Here is a 21,405-nt window from a genome sequence, read left to right on the forward strand (position 1 = left end):
GACACATGGCTAAGTTCTTTATCGATCGCCCCATCTTTGCCTGGGTTATCGCCATCATTATTATGCTGGCGGGCGCGCTGTCGATCCTGAAACTGCCGATTGAGCAATATCCTAACGTTGCTCCACCGGCAATTGAGATCACTGCGGCTTATCCGGGTGCCGATGCGAAAACCCTGCAGGACTCCGTCACGCAGGTTATCGAACAAAACATGAACGGCATCGACGGCCTGATGTATATGAGCTCCAGCAGCGACTCATCTGGCGCGTTACAGCTGACTCTGACATTTGAGTCCGGTACTAATGCCGATATCGCTCAGGTGCAGGTGCAGAACAAACTGCAGCTGGCAACACCACTGCTGCCGCAGGAAGTGCAACAACAGGGGATAAAGGTTCAAAAATCCTCCAGTAGCTTCCTGATGGTTGCCGGTTTCATTAATGATAATGACACCATGACGCAGAACGACATCGCCGACTACGTTGGGTCTAACATCAAAGATCCGATCAGTCGTGTTACCGGTGTGGGCGATACCCAGCTGTTCGGGGCGCAGTATGCGATGCGTATCTGGATGGATCCCCATAAGCTGAATAATTATCAGTTGACCCCGGTGGATGTTATCAGCGCCATCAACACGCAGAACGCCCAGGTCGCGGCGGGTCAGCTGGGCGGTTCACCGCCGGTTAAAGGCCAGCAGCTGAATGCTTCAATCATTGCACAAACGCGTCTGACGTCGCCGGAAGAGTTCGGTAAGATCCTGCTGAAGGTCAATACCGATGGTTCTCGCGTACGGTTAAGCGATGTAGCGCATATTGAGCTGGGCGGTGAGAACTACGAGATTATTGCCCGCTTCAACGGTAAACCGGCCTCCGGCCTGGGGATCAAGCTGGCGACCGGCGCTAATGCGCTGGATACCGCATCGGCGGTGAAAGCGGAACTCAGCAAACTGGAACCGTTCTTCCCGTCAGGGCTGAAAGTCGTGTATCCGTACGACACCACACCCTTCGTTAAAATTTCAATTAACGAAGTGGTTAAAACGCTCGTCGAAGCCATCGTGCTGGTGTTCCTGGTGATGTACCTGTTCCTGCAGAACTTCCGCGCCACGCTGATCCCAACGATTGCGGTGCCGGTGGTCTTGCTGGGTACTTTTGCCATTATCAACACCTTTGGCTATTCGATAAACACCCTGACGATGTTCGGTATGGTTCTGGCCATCGGGCTGCTGGTGGATGACGCCATCGTGGTGGTGGAAAACGTCGAGCGCGTGATGGCCGAAGAGGGTCTGCCGCCGAAAGAAGCCACGCGCAAATCGATGGATCAGATTCAGGGCGCGCTGGTCGGCATCGCGCTGGTGCTGTCAGCGGTATTTATTCCGATGGCCTTCTTCGGAGGCTCCACCGGCGTCATCTATCGTCAGTTCTCAATTACCATTGTTTCTGCGATGGTGCTTTCGGTCATCGTTGCGCTGGTTCTCACCCCGGCACTTTGTGCCACCATGCTGAAGCCGATTGCTAAAGGCGAACATGGTAAAACCACCGGCTTCTTCGGCTGGTTTAACCGTATGTTTGACAAGAGCACCCACCATTATACCGACAGCGTGGGCCACATCGTGCGCAGCACCGGTCGTTATCTGCTGATTTATCTGCTGATCGTGGTGGGCATGGCCTTCCTGTTCCTGCGTCTGCCCAGCTCATTCTTACCGGAAGAGGACCAGGGCGTATTCCTGACCATGGCACAGCTGCCCGCTGGCGCGACCCAGGAACGTACTGAAAAAGTGCTGGACCAGGTCACCGATTACTACCTGAATAATGAGAAGGCGAACGTTAATTCGGTATTTACCGTTAACGGCTTCGGCTTTGCAGGTCGTGGTCAGAATACCGGTATCGCCTTTATCAGCCTTAAACCGTGGGATGAACGTCCGGGCGCAGAGAATAAAGTTCCGGCGATTGCCGGACGCGCCATGACCGCACTTTCTGCGATTAAAGATGCGATGGTCATCCCGTTCAACCTGCCGGCTATCGTCGAGTTGGGTACCGCTACCGGCTTCGACTTCCAGCTTGTCGACCAGGGCGGCCTGGGGCATGAAAAACTCACCGCTGCCCGTAACCAACTGCTGGGCATGATTGCTCAACATCCGGATACGCTGGTCGGCGTGCGTCCGAACGGTCTGGAAGATACCCCACAGTTCAAACTGTCTATCGATCAGGAAAAAGCTCAGGCGCTGGGGGTATCGTTATCTAATATCAATACCACGCTGGCTGCAGCCTGGGGTGGCTCTTACGTTAATGACTTCATTGACCGTGGCCGCGTTAAGAAAGTGTACGTGATGGCGGCAGCGCCATACCGCATGCTGCCGGATGATATTGGTAACTGGTATGTTCGTGCTACCAATGGCGAAATGGTGTCGTTTAATGCCTTTTCTTCCGCACAGTGGGTTTATGGCTCGCCACGACTTGAGCGCTACAACGGCCTGCCTTCAATGGAACTGTTGGGGCAGCCGGCTGCGGGTAAGAGCTCTGGTGAAGCGATGAACCTGATGCAGGAGCTGGCAGGTAAGTTGCCAACCGGTATCGGCTATGACTGGACCGGTATGTCATACCAGGAGCGTTTATCGGGCAATCAGGCTCCGGCACTCTATGCCATTTCGCTGATTGTGGTATTCCTCTGTCTGGCGGCACTCTATGAAAGCTGGTCGATCCCGTTCTCCGTCATGCTGGTGGTACCGCTAGGGGTTATCGGTGCGCTGATATTCACGACCCTGCGCGGACTGAGCAATGACGTTTACTTTGTGGTCGGATTGCTCACCACCATAGGGCTATCGGCGAAGAATGCCATCCTGATCGTCGAGTTTGCTAAAGACCTGATGGATAAAGAAGGTAAGGGTCTGATCGAGGCAACGCTGGAAGCGGTACGTATGCGTTTACGCCCAATCCTGATGACCTCGCTGGCGTTTATCCTTGGGGTTCTACCTCTGGCTATCAGCAGCGGTGCCGGTTCCGGCGCGCAAAACGCCGTAGGTACTGGCGTAATGGGCGGTATGGTCACCGCCACCGTGCTGGCGATATTCTTCGTGCCGGTGTTCTTCGTGGTGGTGCGTCGCCGCTTCGGTAAGAACAAAGAAGATGGCGAACGCAGCCATGCTGTAGACAATCACTAAGCGACATCTGTCGTGATGAAACAAGAGGCCGCCACCCGCGGCCTCTTTTTTTTGCCCTGAACAAGGCCTTTCTACGGTTGCAATTTAAGTATCGGCGGAGCATACTTATGTTATATTATAACATAACACTAGAGGCTATAATGAAATCGGACATCCATCCAGCTTACCGCCAGGTTGCGTTTCATGACACAACGGCTGATGCTTACTTTATCGTAGGCTCCACCATCAAAACTGACCGCACCGTCCAGTATGAGGGCAAGGAACTGCCCTATGTGCCGCTGGATGTTTCTTCCGCTTCGCACGTTTATTACACCGGCAAACAAAAAGATTTTGCCAAAGAAGGCAGTGCTGCACGCTTCAATCAGAGATTTGGCAGCTTTCTTGGCGCGATGAAAAAATAAGGAGATATGATGCAGGTACTTAGCTCACTGGCTTCGGCCAAAAAACGCCACAAAGATTGCAAAATTGTTCGCCGCCACGGCCGCGTGTTTGTGATCTGCAAAAGTAACCCGCGCTTCAAAGCCGTTCAGGGCAGAGGCGGTAAAAAGCGCTGATCGACACCGTTACGGCGCACCAACGCTGCGCCGCTTCACGCTGAAACGAGGGATAGCGCAAGCTATCCCTTTTTGAGTTCCTAAGTACGACCGCAGCATGCTTCTTACTGCATGCTGGCGACCATCGCTTTGACATTATGCTGAAACGCGCCAATGTAACTGTCCGCCTCTCCGCCTTTAACCGTCAGCGCTTCAGGATAGAGCTCCCCGCCCGCTTTCGCTCCACTGGATGCAGCAATTTGCTTCACCAGGCGAGGATCGGTTTGATTCTCGATAAACCAGGCATGGATATGCTCACGCTTCAGCTGAGAGATCAGTGCAGCAACCTCGGAAGCACTGGCTTCAGACTCTGTTGAAAAGCCTACGGGGGACAAGAACTTCACCCCATAGCGCTGGCCGAAGTAACCAAAGGCATCATGGCTGGTGAGAACTTTGCGTTTGTTCTGCGGAATAGCGCTAAATGCCTGCTGTGCCCAGCTGTCCAGCTGCTTTAACCGTTCAATATAGGCACTCCCGTGGCGGCGGAAGTAGTCTGCATCTTGAGCATCGGCGGCAATCAACGCATTCATCACGTTCGTGGCATAGATAACACCGTTGTGCATGCTGTTCCAGGCATGGGGATCGGCGATTGTCTTACCATCTTCTTCCATCTTCATGGTTTCAATACCCGAGGATGCGACTACGATTTCCCCCTTATAGCCGGATGCGGCGATCAGACGGTCCATCCACCCTTCCATTCCCAGCCCGCTGACAAACACCACGTCCGCCTGCGCCAATGCCTGGCTGTCTTTTGGCGTTGGTTCAAAACTATGCGGATCGCCGTTAGCCCCCACCAGACTTTTCACCACAACATGTTCTCCCCCCACATTCTTTACTATATCTGCCAGCACGGTAAAACTGGCCACGGCATGTACCGTTTGCGCCATGGCTGCCGGGGCATTGATCAATGCCGACATGGCTATCGCTATCATTACCTTTTTCATATGTACTCCTTTGCCTTAAAAAAAATTTTGCTGACGGCAAAGATGCCGCCACAAGGGCCGATCAAAATGGAAATAAAGAACAGGATTGCTGCCCCGAGTACCACAGCAGGTCCGGCAGGAAGCGAAAGATAAAATGAGGCAATCAGCCCGCCAAAACTGGCCATGCTGGCAACGATCATCGCCGCAAACAACGTGCCTGAAAGCTGGCGACTCCAGAGCCGGGCGCTGGCGGCGGGTAACATCATTAACCCAACGCTCATCAGGGTACCCAGCACCTGAAATCCGGCGACCAGATTGATGACAACCAGCACCAAAAAAACGGCGTGCACCAGCGGCGATGCCCAGCGGCTTTGCGCACGCAAAAAGTTTGCGTCGAAGGCGTCAATTACCAGCGGGCGATAGATTAGCGCTAAAACCAGCAGCGTGCAGCCGCTGACGCCGCTTACTAAGACGATGGATGGGTTGTCCACCGCCAACAGTGAACCAAACAGCACGTGCAGCAGATCCACGCTGGAACCGCGCAGTGAGACCAGCGTGACGCCAAGTGCCAACGAGCCGAGATAGAAACCAGCAAAGCTGGCATCCTCGCGAAGTGGCGTATAGCGACTGACGGCAGCTGACATCAGCGCGACCGTCAGACCGGCAATCGCGCCACCTATCCCCATCGCCACCAGCGACAGGCCGGATAGCAGGTAGCCAATCGCTGCACCCGGCAGCACCGCATGTGACAATGCGTCGCCGACCAGACTCATGCGGCGTAACAGTAGGAAAACCCCGAGAGGCGTTGCGCTAAGCGAAAGAGCGACACATGCCACAAGCGCACGCCGCATAAATGCAAATTCGATAAATGGCTGGATCAACGTCATATGCTACGCCCCATAGCACGAATGGGATCAGCATCGCTAACGCCGTGCACGGGGCAGTACCACTCGCCGCACTGCGGCGTGATATGCAACACCTGCGGAAAATGTTGAGCCACTTTCGCCATATCGTGCAGCACGACGATGAGGGTATTTCCCGCACGCTGTCGCTCTGCCAGCAAGACCAGGAGCAGCTCAACGGTATCGCTGTCCACGCCGGTAAAAGGTTCATCTAACAGTAAAAGCTCGGCCTCCTGCACCAGCAGGCGAGCAAAGAGAACGCGCTGTAATTGCCCACCGGATAACGTACCGGGAGCCGAAGTGGCAAAAGGCAGCATGTTGACGCGCTCAAGTGCCGACATCACCTGCAGCCGCTGCGGCCGACTGATGCCACGTAACCAGCCACAGCGCCGCCACAACCCCATCGCCACCAGGTCAAATACGGTAATGGGAAAGCCTCTTTCAATCTCAGAGTGCTGCGGTAGCCAGCCTATGGACGGAGATGGAACCGAAAGGCTTACCGAACCACTTACCGGAGGTAATATGCCGCATAAGGTTTTAAGCAGGGTTGATTTTCCGCAGCCATTGGAACCCACCAGAGCCGTCATACTGCCAGGTGAAAGCTCACCGGTCAGAGGGGGGGTGACACCACGCCGCTGGTAACCAGCAACCAGTTGATTCAGCATCATCATCCGCTGATCGCCCACCCTGTCAGTAAAACGAGCAGCATAACGGGAAGAAAAATTAAGATGAGTCGCTGCCAGGCCGGGCAGCTAAGCAGTGTCCCGAAGCGTAAAAAGCACGAAGAGGTCGTCACGATAGCCCTGATAGGTATGTTATAACATAACTTTAAGATAACTCAGGAATGATAGCGCCGATAAAAGTAAAATGTATCTAATTATGACTCCAGTTATGCCGCGCCCCCTCAAGTAATGTGTTGAGGGAGCCTGACGATCGTTTATACAGTATGCAGAAGAGGGGCTAATGGTCGATATTCGGCCGAAAAACCATTGCGATAGGCTATACTGTAGTGACCTGGTTACCATTTTCACGGCGCATAGCCGTTATCCTGGTTAAGAAAAAGTAACCCTGTGAGGAAGAAATGCACAAAACTTTATCCGTAAAGTACAGTCAAATTAATGTAGACCCGCTGGAATTAATGTCAGCTATAGAACAGATAATTCCCAAAATAGCGGATGACCTGGTAGGTTCTCTTGATTGGTATTCATCTAATGCGCGATATGTTCCCGACACTATCAGAATTATTTCCCTGGAACATTTAGGGCAATCGCGTTATAAAATGAACTACAGCTTTCGCTGGAACTTGTTCAATGCCTGTTTGGATATAGATGCCTATGAGACATCCAACCAGTCGGTCAACTTTAGCTATAATCCTAATCAATTGGTGTTCGAGTTTGTGGATAACACCCGTCAAACAACATCAGACGAATTGTAATATTTAGTCACTTCTACACAGATATTTTATAACAGGTTATATTTTGTCAACGTTCATAGCCGCATCGTAATTATCAATTCCTGGCACAATAAGTTTAAAAGTGCAGCTTAACGGTATGTTTAGCGAGCTATGGAGGGAAAAAGATGGACGAATACTCACCGAGAAGGCATGATATTGCGCAACTGAAATTCTTATGTGAAAACCTCTATGACGAAGGTTTGGCTACGCTGGGCGACAGCCACCACGGCTGGGTTAATGACCCGACATCTACGTTCAACCTACAGCTTAATGAACTGATAGAGCATATTGCAGCCTTCACAATGAATTACAAAATAAAGCACGTCGAAGACGCCGATCTGATTAGTCAGATTGATGAGTACATGGACGACACTTTTATGCTTTTCAGCAATTACGGTATTAACATTCAGGACTTACAACGCTGGCAAAAATCAGCGAAACTTTTATTTAACATCTTTGCTAAAGAATGCGTAATGAGCCAAAATCAGGCAAGCCATTCATTTTAGCAGCCCATAACTCTTTCTACGGTTTAATAATGACTGAAAAACTTCTCACGAAAACTGATTATCTAATGCGCCTCAGACGTTGTCGTTCAATCGACACGCTGGAGCGCGTGATTGAAAAGAACAAGTACGAATTATCTGATGATGAACTCGCTGTATTTTATTCGGCTGCAGATCACCGCCTTGCCGAACTGACTATGAATAAACTGTACGATAAAGTCCCAGTCGCCGTGTGGAAGTTTGTCCGTTAGCGCAAAAGGGATTAAGAAGAAGAGATTGAAAGGTCATTAGCTGGCAACTGCAGAATTGGGTGGGGGCCCTGCCAGCTACATCCCGGCACACGCGTCATCTGTTACGGCTGCTTCCTTCCGGACCTGACCGAGTTCACAAATTAGCATTGCGGGAGAACCAACAGGGCCCCCATTGAGTGCTCTGGATAACCAGAACGCACGCATTATCAATGATGCCCCTGCCAATTGCAAGCCGCCTAAGGGTGACCGCTGTTTTCTTGCACGATCCCCCCTTTATTCCCCCGTCACGGAGCATCCATGGGTCCAGAAGCGGACAGCTTTCAACAACGAATCTGGCACATTATCGCCGCTATCCCTTATGGTTCGGTCGCAACCTACGGCGATATAGCCCGTCAGGCAGGATCACCGCGTGCTGCTCGTCAGGTCGGCGGGGTTCTGAAACGGTTGCCCCACGGTAGCCAACTTCCCTGGCATCGGGTGATTAATCGTAAAGGTGAGATATCGCTGGTCGGTGACGATTTTGCCAGACAGCGCGGCGCACTGCTAAGCGAGGGTATTGACGTTTCTCAAGAGGGGAAAGTCTGCCTGCAACGCTATCGCTGGCAAGGGTGATAGCGCCCCGCAAGGGGCGCCAGCATTATATCGACGTCGCTGCAGGCACGCTCGATGAAGTGCTCACTTGACTTGGAGACGTCGGAGGCACGGCCGTTGCTGCCCCACTCTGGGTAGGGATGGCGACTGAAGGAACCGGAACCAGCGTCAAATCCTGACGCGTCTCCCCGTTGGTGACAACCTGCTTCACCGTATCGGTAACAAACAGTAATTTACCCTCTACCGTGACTGCCGCACTTAACAGAATGCGGGCGTGAGGCTTAACGTCAGCGGGATTGAACGGCAGGATAAAGCGGAAAGGTGCCTGTGCGCCTTCGGTGCGCACAACATGCTGCGCCACGACTTTGGACGGTGCATCCGCCAGTGAGGCATCAGAAAGGGTCACCGTCAATACGGCATTCGGTGGCAAAGCCACTTTCTGCCGGATCCATGCCGTACCACTCACGTTAGGCATACGCAGCGTTGATGACTGCCCGGCAACCTGAGATCCCAGCGTAGGAGTTGGCACCTTAGTGCTTTCATCGGCACAACCCGAAATGGCTACGGCCAGCGCTGCGCCACTTAATACTTGCCAGATTTTCATTAATCATTTCTCCTTAAACTCGGTGCATTCGGCAAAACATTGCCATCGAATGGCCAACCTTTACGACTTTGGTGAGTTTAATACTGGCACAGGTTACTGATTTTTTCCTGCAAGAGGCTATTTTCATGCTCGGGTTGCGTTAGAGCGGGCGGCATAAACAGGCATTGACGCTAACTGGTCAGATCTCGCAAACTGCATGAGTGGCAATATTGAGGAAGCGGATATGAGTCAGGCATTGCATAACCTGTTAAACCTGCTGGATCTGGAAAAGCTGGAGGAGGGCCTGTTTCGCGGTCAGAGTGAAGATCTCGGCCTGCGTCAGGTGTTTGGCGGTCAGGTTGTCGGACAGGCACTGTATGCCGCCAAGCAGACGGTGCCACAGGATCGCGTTATCCATTCATTTCACAGCTATTTTCTGCGCCCGGGCGACAGTCAGAAAACCATTATTTATGATGTCGAAAACCTGCGTGACGGGCAGAGCTTCAGCGCCCGCCGGGTCAAGGCGGTGCAGAACGGTCAACCTATTTTTTATATGACCGCCTCATTTCAGGGGCATGAAAAGGGTTTTGAGCACCAAAAAAACATGCCGCAGGTGCCAAGACCCGACGCGCTGCCATCCGAAACGGACATTGCGCGCCAGCTGGCTCATCTTCTTCCCGAAAAGGTGCGTAACAAGTTCTTGGCCGAAAGACCTTTTGAAATCCGCCCGATTGAGTTCCATAACCCGCTGCAAGGGCACGTCAGTGAACCGGTTCGCTATAGCTGGCTGCGTGCCAACGGCCCCCTGCCCCACGACAGGCGGACTCATCAATATCTGCTGGGCTACGCCTCTGATTACAACCTGCTACCGGTTGCGTTGCAGCCACACGGTAAGGGTTTTCTTGAACAGGGGATGCAGGTCGCCACTATCGACCATTCCATGTGGTTTCACCGCCCGTTCGATTTAAACGAATGGCTGCTCTACAGCGCTGAAAGCACCTCCGCATCCGGTGCCAGGGGCTTTGTGCGCGGTGAGTTCTACAATCAGCAGGGGATTTTAGTGGCTTCTACCGTACAAGAAGGCGTCATTCGTCAAAACTCATGAAGCTGCGGCAGCATAAAAAAGCGGGCCTTGAATGGCCCGCTTGATTTTGTACTTGCGCCCTTTTTTGCCCAACCTTAATGGTTGTAGGCGTTCTCACCGTGGCTGTTCACATCCAGACCTTCACGCTCCTGCTCTTCAGGAACGCGCAGACCCACAACCATATCCGCCACTTTAAACCCGATAAAGGCAACAACGGCAGTCCAGACAATAGTCAGGCCCACGCTGAACAGCTGTACCCAGACCTGATGGCCCATGGTGATGCCTGGGGCATAACCTACACCGCCCAATGAAGATGATGCAAATACCCCGGTCAGGATACATCCAACAATCCCACACACGCCGTGCACGCCGAACACATCGCAAGGATCATCAACACGCAGCCATTTTTTCAGCGTGGTCACACCCCACAGACCAGCCAGTCCACCCACCACGCCAATGATCAGAGCACCGCCAACGCCAACGTAGCCACATGCGGGAGTAATTGCTACCAGCCCAGCTATCACACCGGAGCTGACGCCGAGAAGTGAGGGCTTACCGCGTAGCGCCCACTCGCCAAAGGTCCAGCTTAGCATCGCACCGGCGGTTGCAATGACCGTATTCAGGAACGCCAGGCCCGCAATTTCGTTAGCCGAGCTGGCAGAACCGGCGTTGAAACCAAACCAGCCAAAGTACAGGATCGCCGTTCCGGTAAAGACCATCGGCAGATTATGGGGTTTGAAGGCTTCTTTGCCAAAACCGGCGCGTTTCCCGACAAGATAGGCCCCGACCAGGCCAGCAACGGCGGCGTTGATATGAACCACAGTCCCCCCGGCGAAGTCCAGCGCGCCATCCTGAGCGAGGAAACCACCGGCCCACACCATATGGGCAATCGGAAGATAGGCGAAGGTCAGCCAGATCACGACGAAGATCAGTACCGCCGAGAAACGGATACGTTCGGCTATAGCGCCGACGATCAGCCCAACGGTGATACAGGCGAATGAAGCCTGGAAAGCCACATGAATATACTGATAGAAAGATCCCATCAACGTCGTGGGTGCAATATTTTTCAGCATGGCCCAGTTAAAGCTGCCAAAGAAAGCGTTGCCTTCGCTGAAGGCCAGAGAATAACCGTAGACCATCCACAGCACGCAAACCAAAGCGAAAGTGACGGCCACCTGAGTGAGCATTGACAGCACATTTTTGGCACGAATTAAACCGCCATAAAAGAGTGCTATGCCGGGAAGGGTCATAAAGAGCACGAGGGCGGTACAGATCATCATAAAAGCGTTATCGGCTTTGTCAGCAACTGCTGGTGCAGCCGCCATTGCCAGCGTCGGTAAAAAAGCCGCACCGGTGAGGAAAAAAGTAGCAATTTTTTTCATTTTATCCCATCCCATTTTTAGTCCCGGATTACAGTGCAGCTTCGTCGGTTTCGCCGGTACGAATACGAATGACGCGCTGCAGCTCTGCAACGAAAATCTTCCCGTCACCAATTTTTCCGGTATAAGCCGCTTTGCTAATCACATCCACGACTTCATCAAGCTGATCGTCTGCGATGGCAATATCGATTTTGACTTTTGGCAGGAAATTTACGCTGTATTCCGCACCGCGATATAACTCCGCATGCCCTTTCTGACGGCCGAAGCCTTTGACTTCAGCGACGGTGAGTCCCTGAATACCGATAGACGACAGTGCTTCACGCACGTCTTCCAGTTTGAACGGTTTGATTACCACAGTAACCAGCTTCATACGATCCCCCAGGGTTTAAATATGGCTGTTTCAACAACACGAAAGGTATAAAGCAAAGGCTGTGCCATTGTTGAAAAGCTGAATATTTCATACCCCTGGTCCGTTCCGTGCGGATTACAGCCTGAAACGCCGTCGGAAGGCAGGCGCGCGGTCTTGCAGCAGGAGTGAAGACGCACCAGAACGGTGCGTCATGCGTTAAGTCGGTGCATTCGTGCCACGGCAGGCCGTTAGCTCGCCTGCATCTGGTGCAGGGAGCCTTATGTGGCTGCCAGCTCTGCACCTGCCAGCTGTAACTGATACATCTGCCAGTAACGTCCGCGCGCAGCCAGTAGCTGTTGATGACTGCCACGCTCCACCACCCGCCCACGATGCAAGACCAAAATAGTGTCTGCATCAATAACCGTAGACAGGCGATGGGCAATTACCACCAGCGTAGAGCGCTGGCGTACCGCAACCAGGGCCTGCTGGATCGCCTGTTCCGTTCCTGAGTCGATATTCGCGGTAGCTTCATCAAGTATCAGTACCTGGGGGGTTAGCACCAGCACTCGCGCCAGCGCCAGTAGCTGTTTCTGCCCAACGGAAAGCGAGTTGCCCTGTTCACCTAAGCGGGTATGGATACCTTCAGGCATTGAGCGGGCCAGATCTGCCAGGCGCACGGCTTCCAGCGCGGCCCAAACCCTGTCCTCACCCACCTCTCTTCCTAAGGTCACATTGGCGAAAAAGGAATCGGCCAGCACGACAGGATCCTGCTGAACCATCGCCACGCTATCGCGTAATGCGGCATGACTCAGCGAGGAAAGCGGCCGGTCATCGAGCAGGATCTCACCTTCGCTTAAGGGATAATAGCCCATCAGCAAATTGGCGAGCGTACTCTTACCGCTGCCGGTATGCCCTACCAGCGCAACAAAATGGCGCGATGGGACTGACAGGTTGATATCAGTTAGTACCGGCCGGCCGGGGCGATACGCAAACGTCAGATCCTGTATGTCTATCCTGCCACTGCCGAGCGGCTGGATATCTTCACCATAAGGCTGGCGGGGTGCATCCATCAGTTGGAAAATGCGCTCACCGGCCACTACGGCCTGTTGCAGCATTGACTGCTGCGTGGTCAGTTCGATCAGCGGCTCATTGAGCCGACCAAGATAGTTAATAAAAGCATACAGCACGCCAACTTCAACCGTTCCCACTGATGAAAAACCATAAAGCATCATCAGCCCGCAGAGTATCAGTGCGGAAAACAGGCTAAGCAGCGGGCGCAGCAGGAAGCCATCAAGGCGTAACGTCTGCATGCGCGCCAGATAGTGTGAACGGCTGACCTCCCCCATACGCTCACCAAAACGGGCCTGCTGGCGAAATTGCTGTATCACGCTCATACCGTTGATGACTTCGTTGAAACCATTATTAATCTCTGCCAGATAACCGCGCACCCGCCGCACAATGGGGGTACTGAAACGCTGATATATCAACATCACGATTAACACCGCCGGGAAGATCGCGATTGCCACCCATGCCATGCGCCAGTCGAGACTGAACATTGCCACGAGCATCGCCCCGACCAGCGCAGCACTGCGCAATACGGTCGCGACTACGGTCACATAGAGATCGCGCACGACTTCGGTATCATTGGTTACCCGTGAGATAATCTGCCCCACCGGCTGGGTGTCAAAGGCGCTCAACGGCTGACGCAAAGCCGCATCCATCACATCGGTGCGCAAACGCTGCACTACGCCTACCGCGGCCTGATTAAAGCGCAACGCCTGCAAGTAATGCAGCAAAGCGGCCAACAGCTGTAACAGCAGGTAGCTGGTTATCAGTCCTGCAGCCAGCGCGACGGGCATATGATGTTGTGCCACCATTTGGTCGATAAAATAGCTGATCAACACCGGGCCGAGCACTTCTGCCGCTGCGGCGAGCCACAGCATCAGTACGGCAAGGCCGAGAGATTTTCGCCACGGCTTACCGTAGGAAAGCAGCCGTCCGATCGTCGGCCATAGTCGGGTAGTCTTAGCCATGTGGCACTTCCTGTACGGTATCATCATCTAACGCCGCTTCAAGCTGCTGATAGCGGTACATTTCTCGATACCAGCCGTCATGAGCGAGAAGCTGTTCATGGTTACCACGCTGGGCAATGGCACCATGTTGTAATACCAGAATTTCGTTGGCTTCAGACAATGCGGAAAGACGATGAGCGCTAATGATTATCGTGCGTTCTTCACCCCAGCGTCGCAAATTATGCAGGATCTGATGCTCGGTTCTGCCGTCTACCGCAGACAGGGCATCATCAAGCACCAGAATTTCAGCATTGAGCAGCAGCGCGCGCGCAATAGAAATGCGCTGTTTCTGCCCACCCGACAGCATGACCCCACGCTCGCCGACTTCCGTTTCATAGCCCTGCGGTAATCGCAGTATGTCCTCGTGTACGTTAGCAAGCTGCGCCGCATGCTCAATCTCGCTCTGGGTCGCGGCTGGACGGCCTAAGGCAATATTTTTCGCCACGCTGTCGGAGAACAAAAATGGAGTCTGACTCACCACCGCCAGCCTGCTCCGCCAGGCATCGAGGCGCAGCTGCGGCAGAGGGAGGTTATGAAAACGGATCCCTCCCTGATCGATATCAAAATGGCGTTGGATCAGGCTCAATAAGGTACTTTTCCCTGAACCGGTAGGGCCACAAAGCCCCAGCATCTGACCGGGCTTGATATTGACGTTAACGTTACGTAACGCAGGCCGATGCGCGCCCGGATAACAGAATTCCCGGATAGCAATTTGCAGCAGTCCGCGTTGTTCGGGCAGTACTTTATTACCATCAGCAACGACCGGGGCTTCGGCCAGCAGCGCACGGATACGACTCCAGGCCGCGCTGCCGCGTTCAACAATATTAAACATCCATGCCAGCGCCAGCATTGGCCAAATCATCAGGCCAAGATACATCACAAAACTGGTTAGCTGCCCAAGCGTCATAGAGCCATGCCAGACCATCCAACTTCCCCCTCCAATGGCCAGCAGGTTCGACAGGGCGATAGCAATGTAGATCGTGGGGTCAAACCGGGCATCAACGCGCGCCACGCGCAGGTTTTTTTCCCCGGTATCTTTGGCAATGGCAGCAAACTGCGCGGACTGGCTGTCTTCCAAACCAAACGCTTTGATCATGCGAATGCTGCTCAGGCTTTCCTGGGTTTGGTCGTTTAATGATGAGAAGGCGGCCTGTGCGCTTTTAAAACGATGATGCAGCCGATCGCCGTAACGTTTAATCATCAGCGCCATAACCGGCATCGGCAGCAGGGCCAGCAGCGTTAGCTGCCAGCTTATTTGTGTGCTCATTACCACCAGCACCGCCATCCCCATCACCAGTGAATCCACCAGCGTCAGGACGCCTTCTCCGGCAGCAAATACCACACGGTCGACATCGTTGGTCGCCCGTGCAATCAGGTCGCCGGTACGATGGCGCAGGTAAAATGCTGGGTGTTGACGGCTTAGCTGGCGATAAAAGTCTTCACGCAGTTCAACGGCCAGGTGATACGAGGCACCAAATAGCAGTACGCGCCAAACATAGCGCAGTAAATAGACGATTATCGCCGTCATCAGCATCGCGCCGATCCACATCATCAGCCGATCGTTGCCCATACCGTTGCGACTCACGCCGTCAACAATTTTACCGACGGCCAACGGTGGCAGCAGCTGTAGCAAAGCAATAACAATCAGCAGCAGCACCGCCCCAAGATAGCGGCGCCATTCGCGTTTAAAATACCAGCTCAGTTGGCTAAAAAGTCGCACTGGAACATCCTGATTATCGGCCAAATAGATTGGCGGCAGCCCATTTCAGGGGGCAACCGGTAAAGCAGTAGTATATTTTATCTCTTCCATCGCAAAGCTCGATGTCACATCAAGCAGGCCAGGAACGCTATTGACCAACTTTTTATAAAACCCATCGTAGCTTTTCATATCGGCGACCTGTACCCGCAGAAGATAGTCGTATTCACCCGCCATGCGATAGAAGCCCATCACTTCAGGCATTGCCTGTACCACGCTGACAAATTGATGGAACCAGTCACTGCTGTGCTGATGGGTTTTGATGAGGACAAAGGCGGTGAGATCTAAACCAAGCTTTTCGCCATCCAGCAGCGCTACCCGGCCGCGAATATAGCCTTCATCCTCAAGTCTTTTCAAGCGTTTCCAACATGGAGTTGTCGTCAGGCTGACAGCATCCGCCAGCACCTGCAGGGATAAAGTACAGTCCTGTTGAAGCAGGTGCAAAAGCGTCCTGTCTTTTTTATCTAGCGCCGTTAGTAGCAAGATTTTCTCCCAAGGCAGATATATGCAGCAATATTATAGCAACCTTTTCTCCCATCGATGAACTAATCTGGATCCCTATCTTTTGGCATTCAAGGATGACCGGCATGAACAGTAAAATTTCCCGTAACCTTATGATAATTGGGTTATTCATCGCAGTATCCCTTACCTGGGGAACCACCTGGATGGCGATGAAAATTGCCGTTGCCAGCGTGCCACCCATTTTCGCGACCGGGCTTCGCTTTCTTTGTGCTGCGCCACTGCTGCTGCTGCTGGCGCGCTATAAAAAAGCCCCACTGCTGTTCCCTGCTGGTCAGCGCGGTTTCCAGCTATGCGTTACGCTGTTCTACTTTGCCATCCCTTTTACCCTGATGATCTACGGCGAACGCTATACCTCCTCCAGCCTGGCATCCATTATCTTTGCCACCATGCCCGCAGCCGTTCTTGCGGCATCTCTGCTGTTTTTGCGTGAAAGAACAACGCCACAGCAGCTTCTTGGCCTCGGCATCAGTATCGGCGCGCTGTGCACCATTCTGTGGCATGAGACCCAGTCCAGCGCAGAAAGTCAGCTGCGGGGAATCCTGGCACTGGTCGCAGCGGTACTCATCCATGCGCTTATGTATGTGCAGTGCAAAAAACGTTGTGCGGGTATCTCGGTACTAAGCTATAACGCACTACCCTGCCTGGGCGCCGGGATAATTCTCACGCTTGTCGGGCTAGGTGAAGCACCGGATTACCAGGCATTCACTCATCAGGCACTGTTAGCGATAGCCTATCTTGGCGTTGTGGCGGGCGTGGGAGGTATTCTGGCCTACTTTGCGCTGCAGCAGGCGGCTAAACCCTTCCAGGCATCGCTGGTATTTCTGGTGTTCCCGCTGATTGCCGTGGCGTTGGAAAGCGTATTAAACGGCAGCAGTATTAGCCACCAGTCGCTGATCCTGCTACTCCCGTTCCTGCTGGGAATTATGCTGACTCTGTATCGTGGCACCCGTAAATCTGCCGTGGTTTAACCAGAACGGGCCATTCAGCGTTAAGCATCCCTGAAAACCGGGGATACCTTTATCTGTCCCCAGGCATTACCATAGACCCGGAAAATAATTGGGAAGGTAAATTATGAAGCGTGCAGTGGTCGTATTCAGCGGTGGACAGGACTCAACAACCTGCCTGATCCAGGCTTTAGAGCAGTATGACGAGGTGCACTGCGTCACCTTTGATTATGGCCAGCGTCATCGTGCTGAAATAGATGTTGCTCAACAGCTGTCGGCATCGCTGGGTGTCAGGGCGCATAAAGTGCTTGATGTCACCATGCTCAATGAGCTGGCCGCCAGCAGCCTGACGCGGGATAATATCCCGGTTCCGGCTTACGATCCCTCTGCCAGCGGTCTGCCCAGCACTTTTGTCCCCGGGCGCAATATTGTGTTTTTCACCTTTGCTTCAATCTACGCCTTTCAAATTGAAGCAGAGGCGATCATTACCGGTGCCTGTGAGACTGACTTTTCCGGTTACCCTGACTGCCGCGATGAATTTGTCAAAGCGCTCAACCGGGCAGTTAACCTCGGGATGGCGCGTGAGTTGCGCATTGAAACCCCGCTAATGTGGCTTAACAAAGCAGAGACCTGGGCACTGGCCGACTACTGGCAGCAGCTGCCGCTGATACGTCATCAGACGCTCACCTGCTACAACGGCATTATCGGTGACGGCTGCGGGGATTGTGCAGCCTGCCACCTGCGCGCACGCGGTCTTGACCAATATCAGCAAAACCCCACGTCGGTCATGCTGGAGATGGAGCGCAAAACCGGGCTGGCGTAACAAGCCGGAAAAGAGAACACTGGTTAAAGTGATCTAGGGCTGCAACCCTGCCAGATGTGCTTTTAATTCTCCTTCCAGCGGCTGTGCTTTCTGCGTTTTGATATCGATGCAGACAAAAGTCAATAAGGCATCTGCGATTTCAGCGCCATCAGACGCTAATGAAACCTGCTGGGCGATAGTGCCGCTCTTGTTGCTTAACGTTACCAGCTGACAGTCTATATTCAGCACGTCGCCCAGAATTGCCGGGCGACGATAGTTGATATTGATATTCACCACCACCAGCGCCAGCCCTCTCTCACTCATCCAGCGAAAGAGTTCTCCCTTATCCAGCCAGGCCCAACGTGCTTCTTCAAGAAATTCCAGGTAGCGAGCATTATTAACGTGCTGCCAGACATCCAAATGATAGCCACGCACTTTTATGAGGGTTTGCATAACGACGTTCTCCAGGCTGAAAGGTCATACAGACTGGTATGACCTTTCAGAGGTTAGCAGTACGAAATGCCACTTACAGAACAAATTAAGAACTCTGGATGCCGATCACAATTTAAGGTTGTCCAGGTTTCTCTCCACCAGTGCGTTGCCCAGTCCTGGAACCTCCTTCAACTGCTCTATTCCCGTAAAAGGGCCATATTTCTCGCGGTAACTGACTATCGATTCTGCTTTTTTCAAACCGACACCGTTCATCACCGCAGCCAACTCCTGTGCGCTGGCGTTATTAATACTGACCTGCTCGTGGCCCGACTCCTTTTTCGTCTGCATGGTTTTGACCATCGCGCGGCCGTTTTCTGGCGCAGCGTTAGTCGCTAAAACGGGCGTGACCAATCCGAGGGCGAGGACAAATGCCAACCGCTGTAATCGATAATTCCTCATGCTGTTTTCCTCCATGTGTTTGACAGCACGGCTACCGTACGCCTGTTATGCCTGCACAACAAACGGCCTGTTACAGAAATGGAAAAGGCCGCATAAGCGGCCTTTGAGAGTTGCAAGCAGTTGCAAAAATTTACGAGGATTACTGCGCCTGAGCAGCAGCTCCGTATTTAATTTTTGCTTCCTTGCGCAGGTTGCTGAGCATAGCGGCAAAAGCAAGCTGGGCGTTATTCTGAGTAATGCCCTGCACCAAAGATTGTTTTTGCGCTTCCGGTATCTCACCTTTCTGCACTTTGTCTAACGCAATCAGCACGACATTGCCCTTATCATCTTCACTGACGCCATAAGACGGCTTACCTTCTGATGGCAGTGGCAGTGAGAATGCCGCCTGGGATAACGCATCCTGCCCCATACGCGTTAACGTCTGCTGAGCGGCGAACTTGAGATCGGCCGCCTTCAGCGCATCGTCACCCTTCCCTGCTTTCAGCTCGGCTAACAGTTTGTCAGCCTGCGTTTTCGCCTGCTGCAACGCTTTCTGCTGCTTCAGCGTGGCGGTGATTTGAGCCGTCACATCCTTCAGTGGCTTCACCGCTTCCGGTTTGTGCTCATGAATGCGCAGTACGAAAGCACGATCGCCATCAACGCTGATAACGTCGGAGTTGCTCCCCGGCGCACCATTTTCACCTAACAGCGCGCCATTGAAGATAGCGTCCTGTACCGCTTTAAACTTCAGGTCGGCCGGCAGATTATCGCGATCGAACCAGTCCGTATCGACGGCTTTCACACCGGCGACCTGCTCTGCACTCGCCAGAGATTCGTTATCATTACTGGCTGCATCGCTAACCTTCTGTTGCAGTTTATAGAAAGCAGCTACCGCTTTTTCCTGCTTCAGTTTAGCCGCGATATCATCATGAACTTCGCTAAGCGGCTTCACTTTTTCTGGCTGAGTTTCATCAAGACGCGCAATGATAAAGCCCGGAGAAGAAGTAATCACACCAGAAAGCTGGCCTTTCTCTTTCAAGGAGGCGCCTTTTAGCTCGTCCGGCGTAGTCTGCGGCTCCAGCCAGCCCATATCACCACCGTTGCGGGCAGAGATAGGATCAACGGATTTCTCTTTCGCCAGTTTGGCAAAGTCATCGCCTTTCTTCAGAGAGTCCAGCACAGACCGGGCTTCCGCTTCCGTATTGGTCTGGATGATGCTGTAGCGGTTGCGCTGTGGCTGGGTGTAATCATCCTGATGCTTTTCATACCAGCTCTGGATGTCACTTTCGCTCACCGCCTGCTCCATAGCAGCCGCATCCATTTTAATGTAGCTGACACGGAACTGTTCAGAAGACATCAGGCTGCTCTGATGCTGCTGATAGTAGTTACTAATCTCTTCCTGCGTGACGTCCTGCTTAGCGGCAAGGGCATTCACATCAATTGTGACCTCACGCACAAGGCGCTGCTGCGACACCAGAGCCGCCAGCGAATCGGCTTCGTTGCCGAGAACAAAATCAGTTTTGGTGACGGCGTTAATAAGCTGCTGGGTGGTGAGCTGTTTACGCAGCGCTTCTGCATATTGGTCCGCACTGAAACCTATATTATTGATAATACTCAAATACTTAGCATTATCAAATTGGCCAGCCGTCTGGAATGCAGGCTGCGTAAAGATTGCCTGCTTGATCTGATCGTCGCCGATAGTCAGGCCGATATCTTTTGCATACTGTGTGAGCAACACTTCGTCGATCAGCTGGGAAAGTGTCTGCTGACGCATCTGCTGCATATAGCCTTCGTTACTCGCCAGAACAGAAAATTGTTCGCCCAACATCTGTTGCTGGCGAGCACGCTCGCTGCTGAAGGCACGCTCAAGCTGCGCCCGGCTGATTTCCTGTCCGTTTACCTTTGCAGCATAATCGCCGCTTCCACCGGTGAGATAGCCACCAACGCCGGTAAGGACAAAGGATAGGATGATCAGGCCCAATATAATTTTGAGCGCGACATGGTTCGACGCCGCGCGTAAATTGTCCATCATGGTGTGACAACACTCCGCTGTAGTGTGAATGTAAACCTTGCGCTGTCGTCCCGCATTCACGAGAACGTGCTTAGCCTGTAAGACAACCGCTTACGCGTTTGTCATTGAAACATAAAAAAAGCACATCAGTCTGCTGATGTGCTCAGTATGTTACATGAGAACGCATTGGCGATCCTCAAAACACCGCAGAAATCTGCTGCTGCGATGCGCCAACACACTTAATTTACAGCGTCTTTCAAAGTTTTACCGGCACGGAAGCCCGGAACTTTTCCCGCTGCAATAGTAATTTCTTTACCCGTTTGCGGGTTGCGGCCAACACGTTCAGCCCGTTCACGCACCGAGAAGGTGCCAAATCCCACCAGTGCAACCTCATCACCCGCCTGCAGAGATTCCGTTACAGAACCGATAAACGCATCCAGTACACGCCCTGCAGCAGCCTTAGAAATATCAGCATCTGTGGCAATTTTGTCGATCAACTCTGACTTATTCACTCACTCATCCCCTATTTTGTTGTTTGCACCCGGTACAGCCGTTCGCGATACCTGCACATACAGCTGTTTTTTTATGGCCACCGTGCTTTGGCAATCCGTGACCGCTGCCACCCATAGCCTGACCGCATCCTAACGTTAGCCGTAGCCCAAAAG

Annotated in this window: 23 protein-coding genes and 1 other RNA gene; 10 read left to right on the forward strand and 14 right to left on the reverse strand. The window is 52.9% G+C overall.

Annotation, left to right across the window (positions count from 1 at the left end; genetic code table 11):
• The first annotated feature begins 5 nt into the window (after positions 1-5).
• From acrB to ykgO, 3 genes are all read left to right on the forward strand, one after another.
• Positions 6-3,152, forward strand: a complete 3,147-nt coding sequence (acrB, locus tag ETA_RS13580; protein WP_012442193.1) for a multidrug efflux RND transporter permease subunit AcrB — start codon at positions 6-8, stop codon at positions 3,150-3,152.
• A 140-nt stretch (positions 3,153-3,292) separates the two neighbouring features.
• Positions 3,293-3,553: a type B 50S ribosomal protein L31 gene (locus tag ETA_RS13585; protein ID WP_012442194.1), complete on the forward strand. Its 261-nt coding sequence runs from the start codon at positions 3,293-3,295 to the stop codon at positions 3,551-3,553.
• A gap of 9 nt (positions 3,554-3,562) precedes the next feature.
• Positions 3,563-3,706: a type B 50S ribosomal protein L36 gene (gene ykgO / locus ETA_RS13590; protein ID WP_012442195.1), complete on the forward strand. Its 144-nt coding sequence runs from the start codon at positions 3,563-3,565 to the stop codon at positions 3,704-3,706.
• Positions 3,707-3,810: 104 nt separating this feature from the next.
• Here the strand turns inward: ykgO and ETA_RS13595 are convergent, their stop codons facing one another.
• The 3 genes from ETA_RS13595 to ETA_RS13605 are packed head-to-tail and all read right to left on the reverse strand — an operon-like array spanning position 3,811 to position 6,241.
• On the reverse strand, positions 3,811-4,689 hold the full coding sequence (locus ETA_RS13595) for a metal ABC transporter substrate-binding protein (protein WP_012442196.1): 879 nt from the start codon (positions 4,687-4,689) through the stop codon (positions 3,811-3,813).
• Positions 4,686-5,555, reverse strand: coding sequence for a metal ABC transporter permease (locus ETA_RS13600; RefSeq protein WP_012442197.1), 870 nt, complete (start codon positions 5,553-5,555; stop codon positions 4,686-4,688). Before ETA_RS13600 ends, ETA_RS13595 begins: the two co-directional genes overlap by 4 nt.
• Positions 5,552-6,241: a metal ABC transporter ATP-binding protein gene (locus ETA_RS13605; protein ID WP_157861809.1), complete on the reverse strand. Its 690-nt coding sequence runs from the start codon at positions 6,239-6,241 to the stop codon at positions 5,552-5,554. Before ETA_RS13605 ends, ETA_RS13600 begins: the two co-directional genes overlap by 4 nt.
• Positions 6,242-6,651: 410 nt before the next feature.
• On the opposite strand from ETA_RS13605, the gene ETA_RS13610 reads away from it, so the two are divergent.
• The 3 genes from ETA_RS13610 to ETA_RS13620 all read left to right on the forward strand — a co-directional run bounded on the left by ETA_RS13610 (position 6,652) and on the right by ETA_RS13620 (position 7,777).
• Positions 6,652-7,005: a hypothetical protein gene (locus tag ETA_RS13610; RefSeq protein WP_012442199.1), complete on the forward strand. Its 354-nt coding sequence runs from the start codon at positions 6,652-6,654 to the stop codon at positions 7,003-7,005.
• A 143-nt stretch (positions 7,006-7,148) separates the two neighbouring features.
• Positions 7,149-7,529, forward strand: a complete 381-nt coding sequence (gene tomB, locus ETA_RS13615) for an Hha toxicity modulator TomB (protein WP_012442200.1) — start codon at positions 7,149-7,151, stop codon at positions 7,527-7,529.
• Positions 7,530-7,558: 29 nt separating this feature from the next.
• The gene (locus ETA_RS13620) at positions 7,559-7,777 is read left to right on the forward strand and encodes an HHA domain-containing protein (RefSeq protein WP_012442201.1); all 219 of its coding nucleotides are present in this window, start codon (positions 7,559-7,561) and stop codon (positions 7,775-7,777) included.
• A 66-nt stretch (positions 7,778-7,843) separates the two neighbouring features.
• On the opposite strand, the gene ffs is transcribed toward ETA_RS13620, so the two are convergent.
• An RNA gene (gene ffs / locus ETA_RS18890) (signal recognition particle sRNA small type) lies at positions 7,844-7,940 on the reverse strand.
• Positions 7,941-8,074: 134 nt separating this feature from the next.
• Here ffs and ETA_RS13625 point away from each other — a divergent pair.
• Complete coding sequence (locus tag ETA_RS13625) at positions 8,075-8,389, forward strand: MGMT family protein (RefSeq protein ID WP_012442202.1); 315 nt, start codon at positions 8,075-8,077, stop codon at positions 8,387-8,389.
• 25 nt (positions 8,390-8,414) lie between these two features.
• Here the strand turns inward: ETA_RS13625 and ETA_RS13630 are convergent, their stop codons facing one another.
• Positions 8,415-8,972, reverse strand: coding sequence for a YbaY family lipoprotein (locus ETA_RS13630; protein ID WP_012442203.1), 558 nt, complete (start codon positions 8,970-8,972; stop codon positions 8,415-8,417).
• A gap of 223 nt (positions 8,973-9,195) precedes the next feature.
• Between ETA_RS13630 and tesB the strand changes: the two genes are divergently transcribed.
• Positions 9,196-10,056, forward strand: a complete 861-nt coding sequence (gene tesB, locus ETA_RS13635; RefSeq protein WP_012442204.1) for an acyl-CoA thioesterase II — start codon at positions 9,196-9,198, stop codon at positions 10,054-10,056.
• A gap of 74 nt (positions 10,057-10,130) precedes the next feature.
• Here tesB and amtB read toward each other — a convergent pair whose 3' ends face one another.
• The 5 genes from amtB to ETA_RS13660 form a co-directional block, all read right to left on the reverse strand.
• Positions 10,131-11,432: an ammonium transporter AmtB gene (gene amtB / locus ETA_RS13640; protein ID WP_012442205.1), complete on the reverse strand. Its 1,302-nt coding sequence runs from the start codon at positions 11,430-11,432 to the stop codon at positions 10,131-10,133.
• 13 nt (positions 11,433-11,445) lie between these two features.
• Positions 11,446-11,784, reverse strand: coding sequence for a P-II family nitrogen regulator (gene glnK, locus ETA_RS13645; protein ID WP_012442206.1), 339 nt, complete (start codon positions 11,782-11,784; stop codon positions 11,446-11,448).
• A 257-nt stretch (positions 11,785-12,041) separates the two neighbouring features.
• Positions 12,042-13,796, reverse strand: coding sequence for a SmdB family multidrug efflux ABC transporter permease/ATP-binding protein (locus ETA_RS13650; protein ID WP_012442208.1), 1,755 nt, complete (start codon positions 13,794-13,796; stop codon positions 12,042-12,044).
• Positions 13,789-15,555, reverse strand: a complete 1,767-nt coding sequence (locus ETA_RS13655; RefSeq protein WP_012442209.1) for a SmdA family multidrug ABC transporter permease/ATP-binding protein — start codon at positions 15,553-15,555, stop codon at positions 13,789-13,791. Before ETA_RS13655 ends, ETA_RS13650 begins: the two co-directional genes overlap by 8 nt.
• Positions 15,556-15,600: 45 nt before the next feature.
• Positions 15,601-16,074: an Lrp/AsnC family transcriptional regulator gene (locus ETA_RS13660; protein WP_012442210.1), complete on the reverse strand. Its 474-nt coding sequence runs from the start codon at positions 16,072-16,074 to the stop codon at positions 15,601-15,603.
• A gap of 104 nt (positions 16,075-16,178) precedes the next feature.
• Here ETA_RS13660 and ETA_RS13665 point away from each other — a divergent pair, with 104 nt between their 5' ends.
• Both ETA_RS13665 and queC read left to right on the forward strand, forming a co-directional pair.
• Complete coding sequence (locus ETA_RS13665; RefSeq protein ID WP_012442211.1) at positions 16,179-17,081, forward strand: DMT family transporter; 903 nt, start codon at positions 16,179-16,181, stop codon at positions 17,079-17,081.
• Between the two features lie 103 nt (positions 17,082-17,184).
• Positions 17,185-17,880, forward strand: a complete 696-nt coding sequence (gene queC, locus ETA_RS13670) for a 7-cyano-7-deazaguanine synthase QueC (RefSeq protein WP_012442212.1) — start codon at positions 17,185-17,187, stop codon at positions 17,878-17,880.
• A 33-nt stretch (positions 17,881-17,913) separates the two neighbouring features.
• Here queC and ETA_RS13675 read toward each other — a convergent pair whose 3' ends face one another.
• The 4 genes from ETA_RS13675 to hupB form a co-directional block, all read right to left on the reverse strand.
• Complete coding sequence (locus ETA_RS13675; protein WP_012442213.1) at positions 17,914-18,312, reverse strand: acyl-CoA thioesterase; 399 nt, start codon at positions 18,310-18,312, stop codon at positions 17,914-17,916.
• Positions 18,313-18,417: 105 nt separating this feature from the next.
• Positions 18,418-18,750, reverse strand: a complete 333-nt coding sequence (locus ETA_RS13680; RefSeq protein WP_042959060.1) for a helix-hairpin-helix domain-containing protein — start codon at positions 18,748-18,750, stop codon at positions 18,418-18,420.
• 139 nt (positions 18,751-18,889) lie between these two features.
• Positions 18,890-20,761 carry a peptidylprolyl isomerase gene (ppiD, locus tag ETA_RS13685; RefSeq protein ID WP_042959061.1) on the reverse strand — a complete coding sequence of 624 codons (1,872 nt, stop codon included), beginning with the start codon at positions 20,759-20,761 and terminating at the stop codon, positions 18,890-18,892.
• Positions 20,762-20,979: 218 nt separating this feature from the next.
• Positions 20,980-21,252 carry a nucleoid-associated protein HU-beta gene (hupB, locus tag ETA_RS13690; protein ID WP_012442216.1) on the reverse strand — a complete coding sequence of 91 codons (273 nt, stop codon included), beginning with the start codon at positions 21,250-21,252 and terminating at the stop codon, positions 20,980-20,982.
• Between the last annotated feature and the right edge of the window lie 153 nt (positions 21,253-21,405).

The organism is Erwinia tasmaniensis Et1/99 (assembly GCF_000026185.1).
GTDB classification, from domain to species: domain Bacteria; phylum Pseudomonadota; class Gammaproteobacteria; order Enterobacterales; family Enterobacteriaceae; genus Erwinia; species Erwinia tasmaniensis.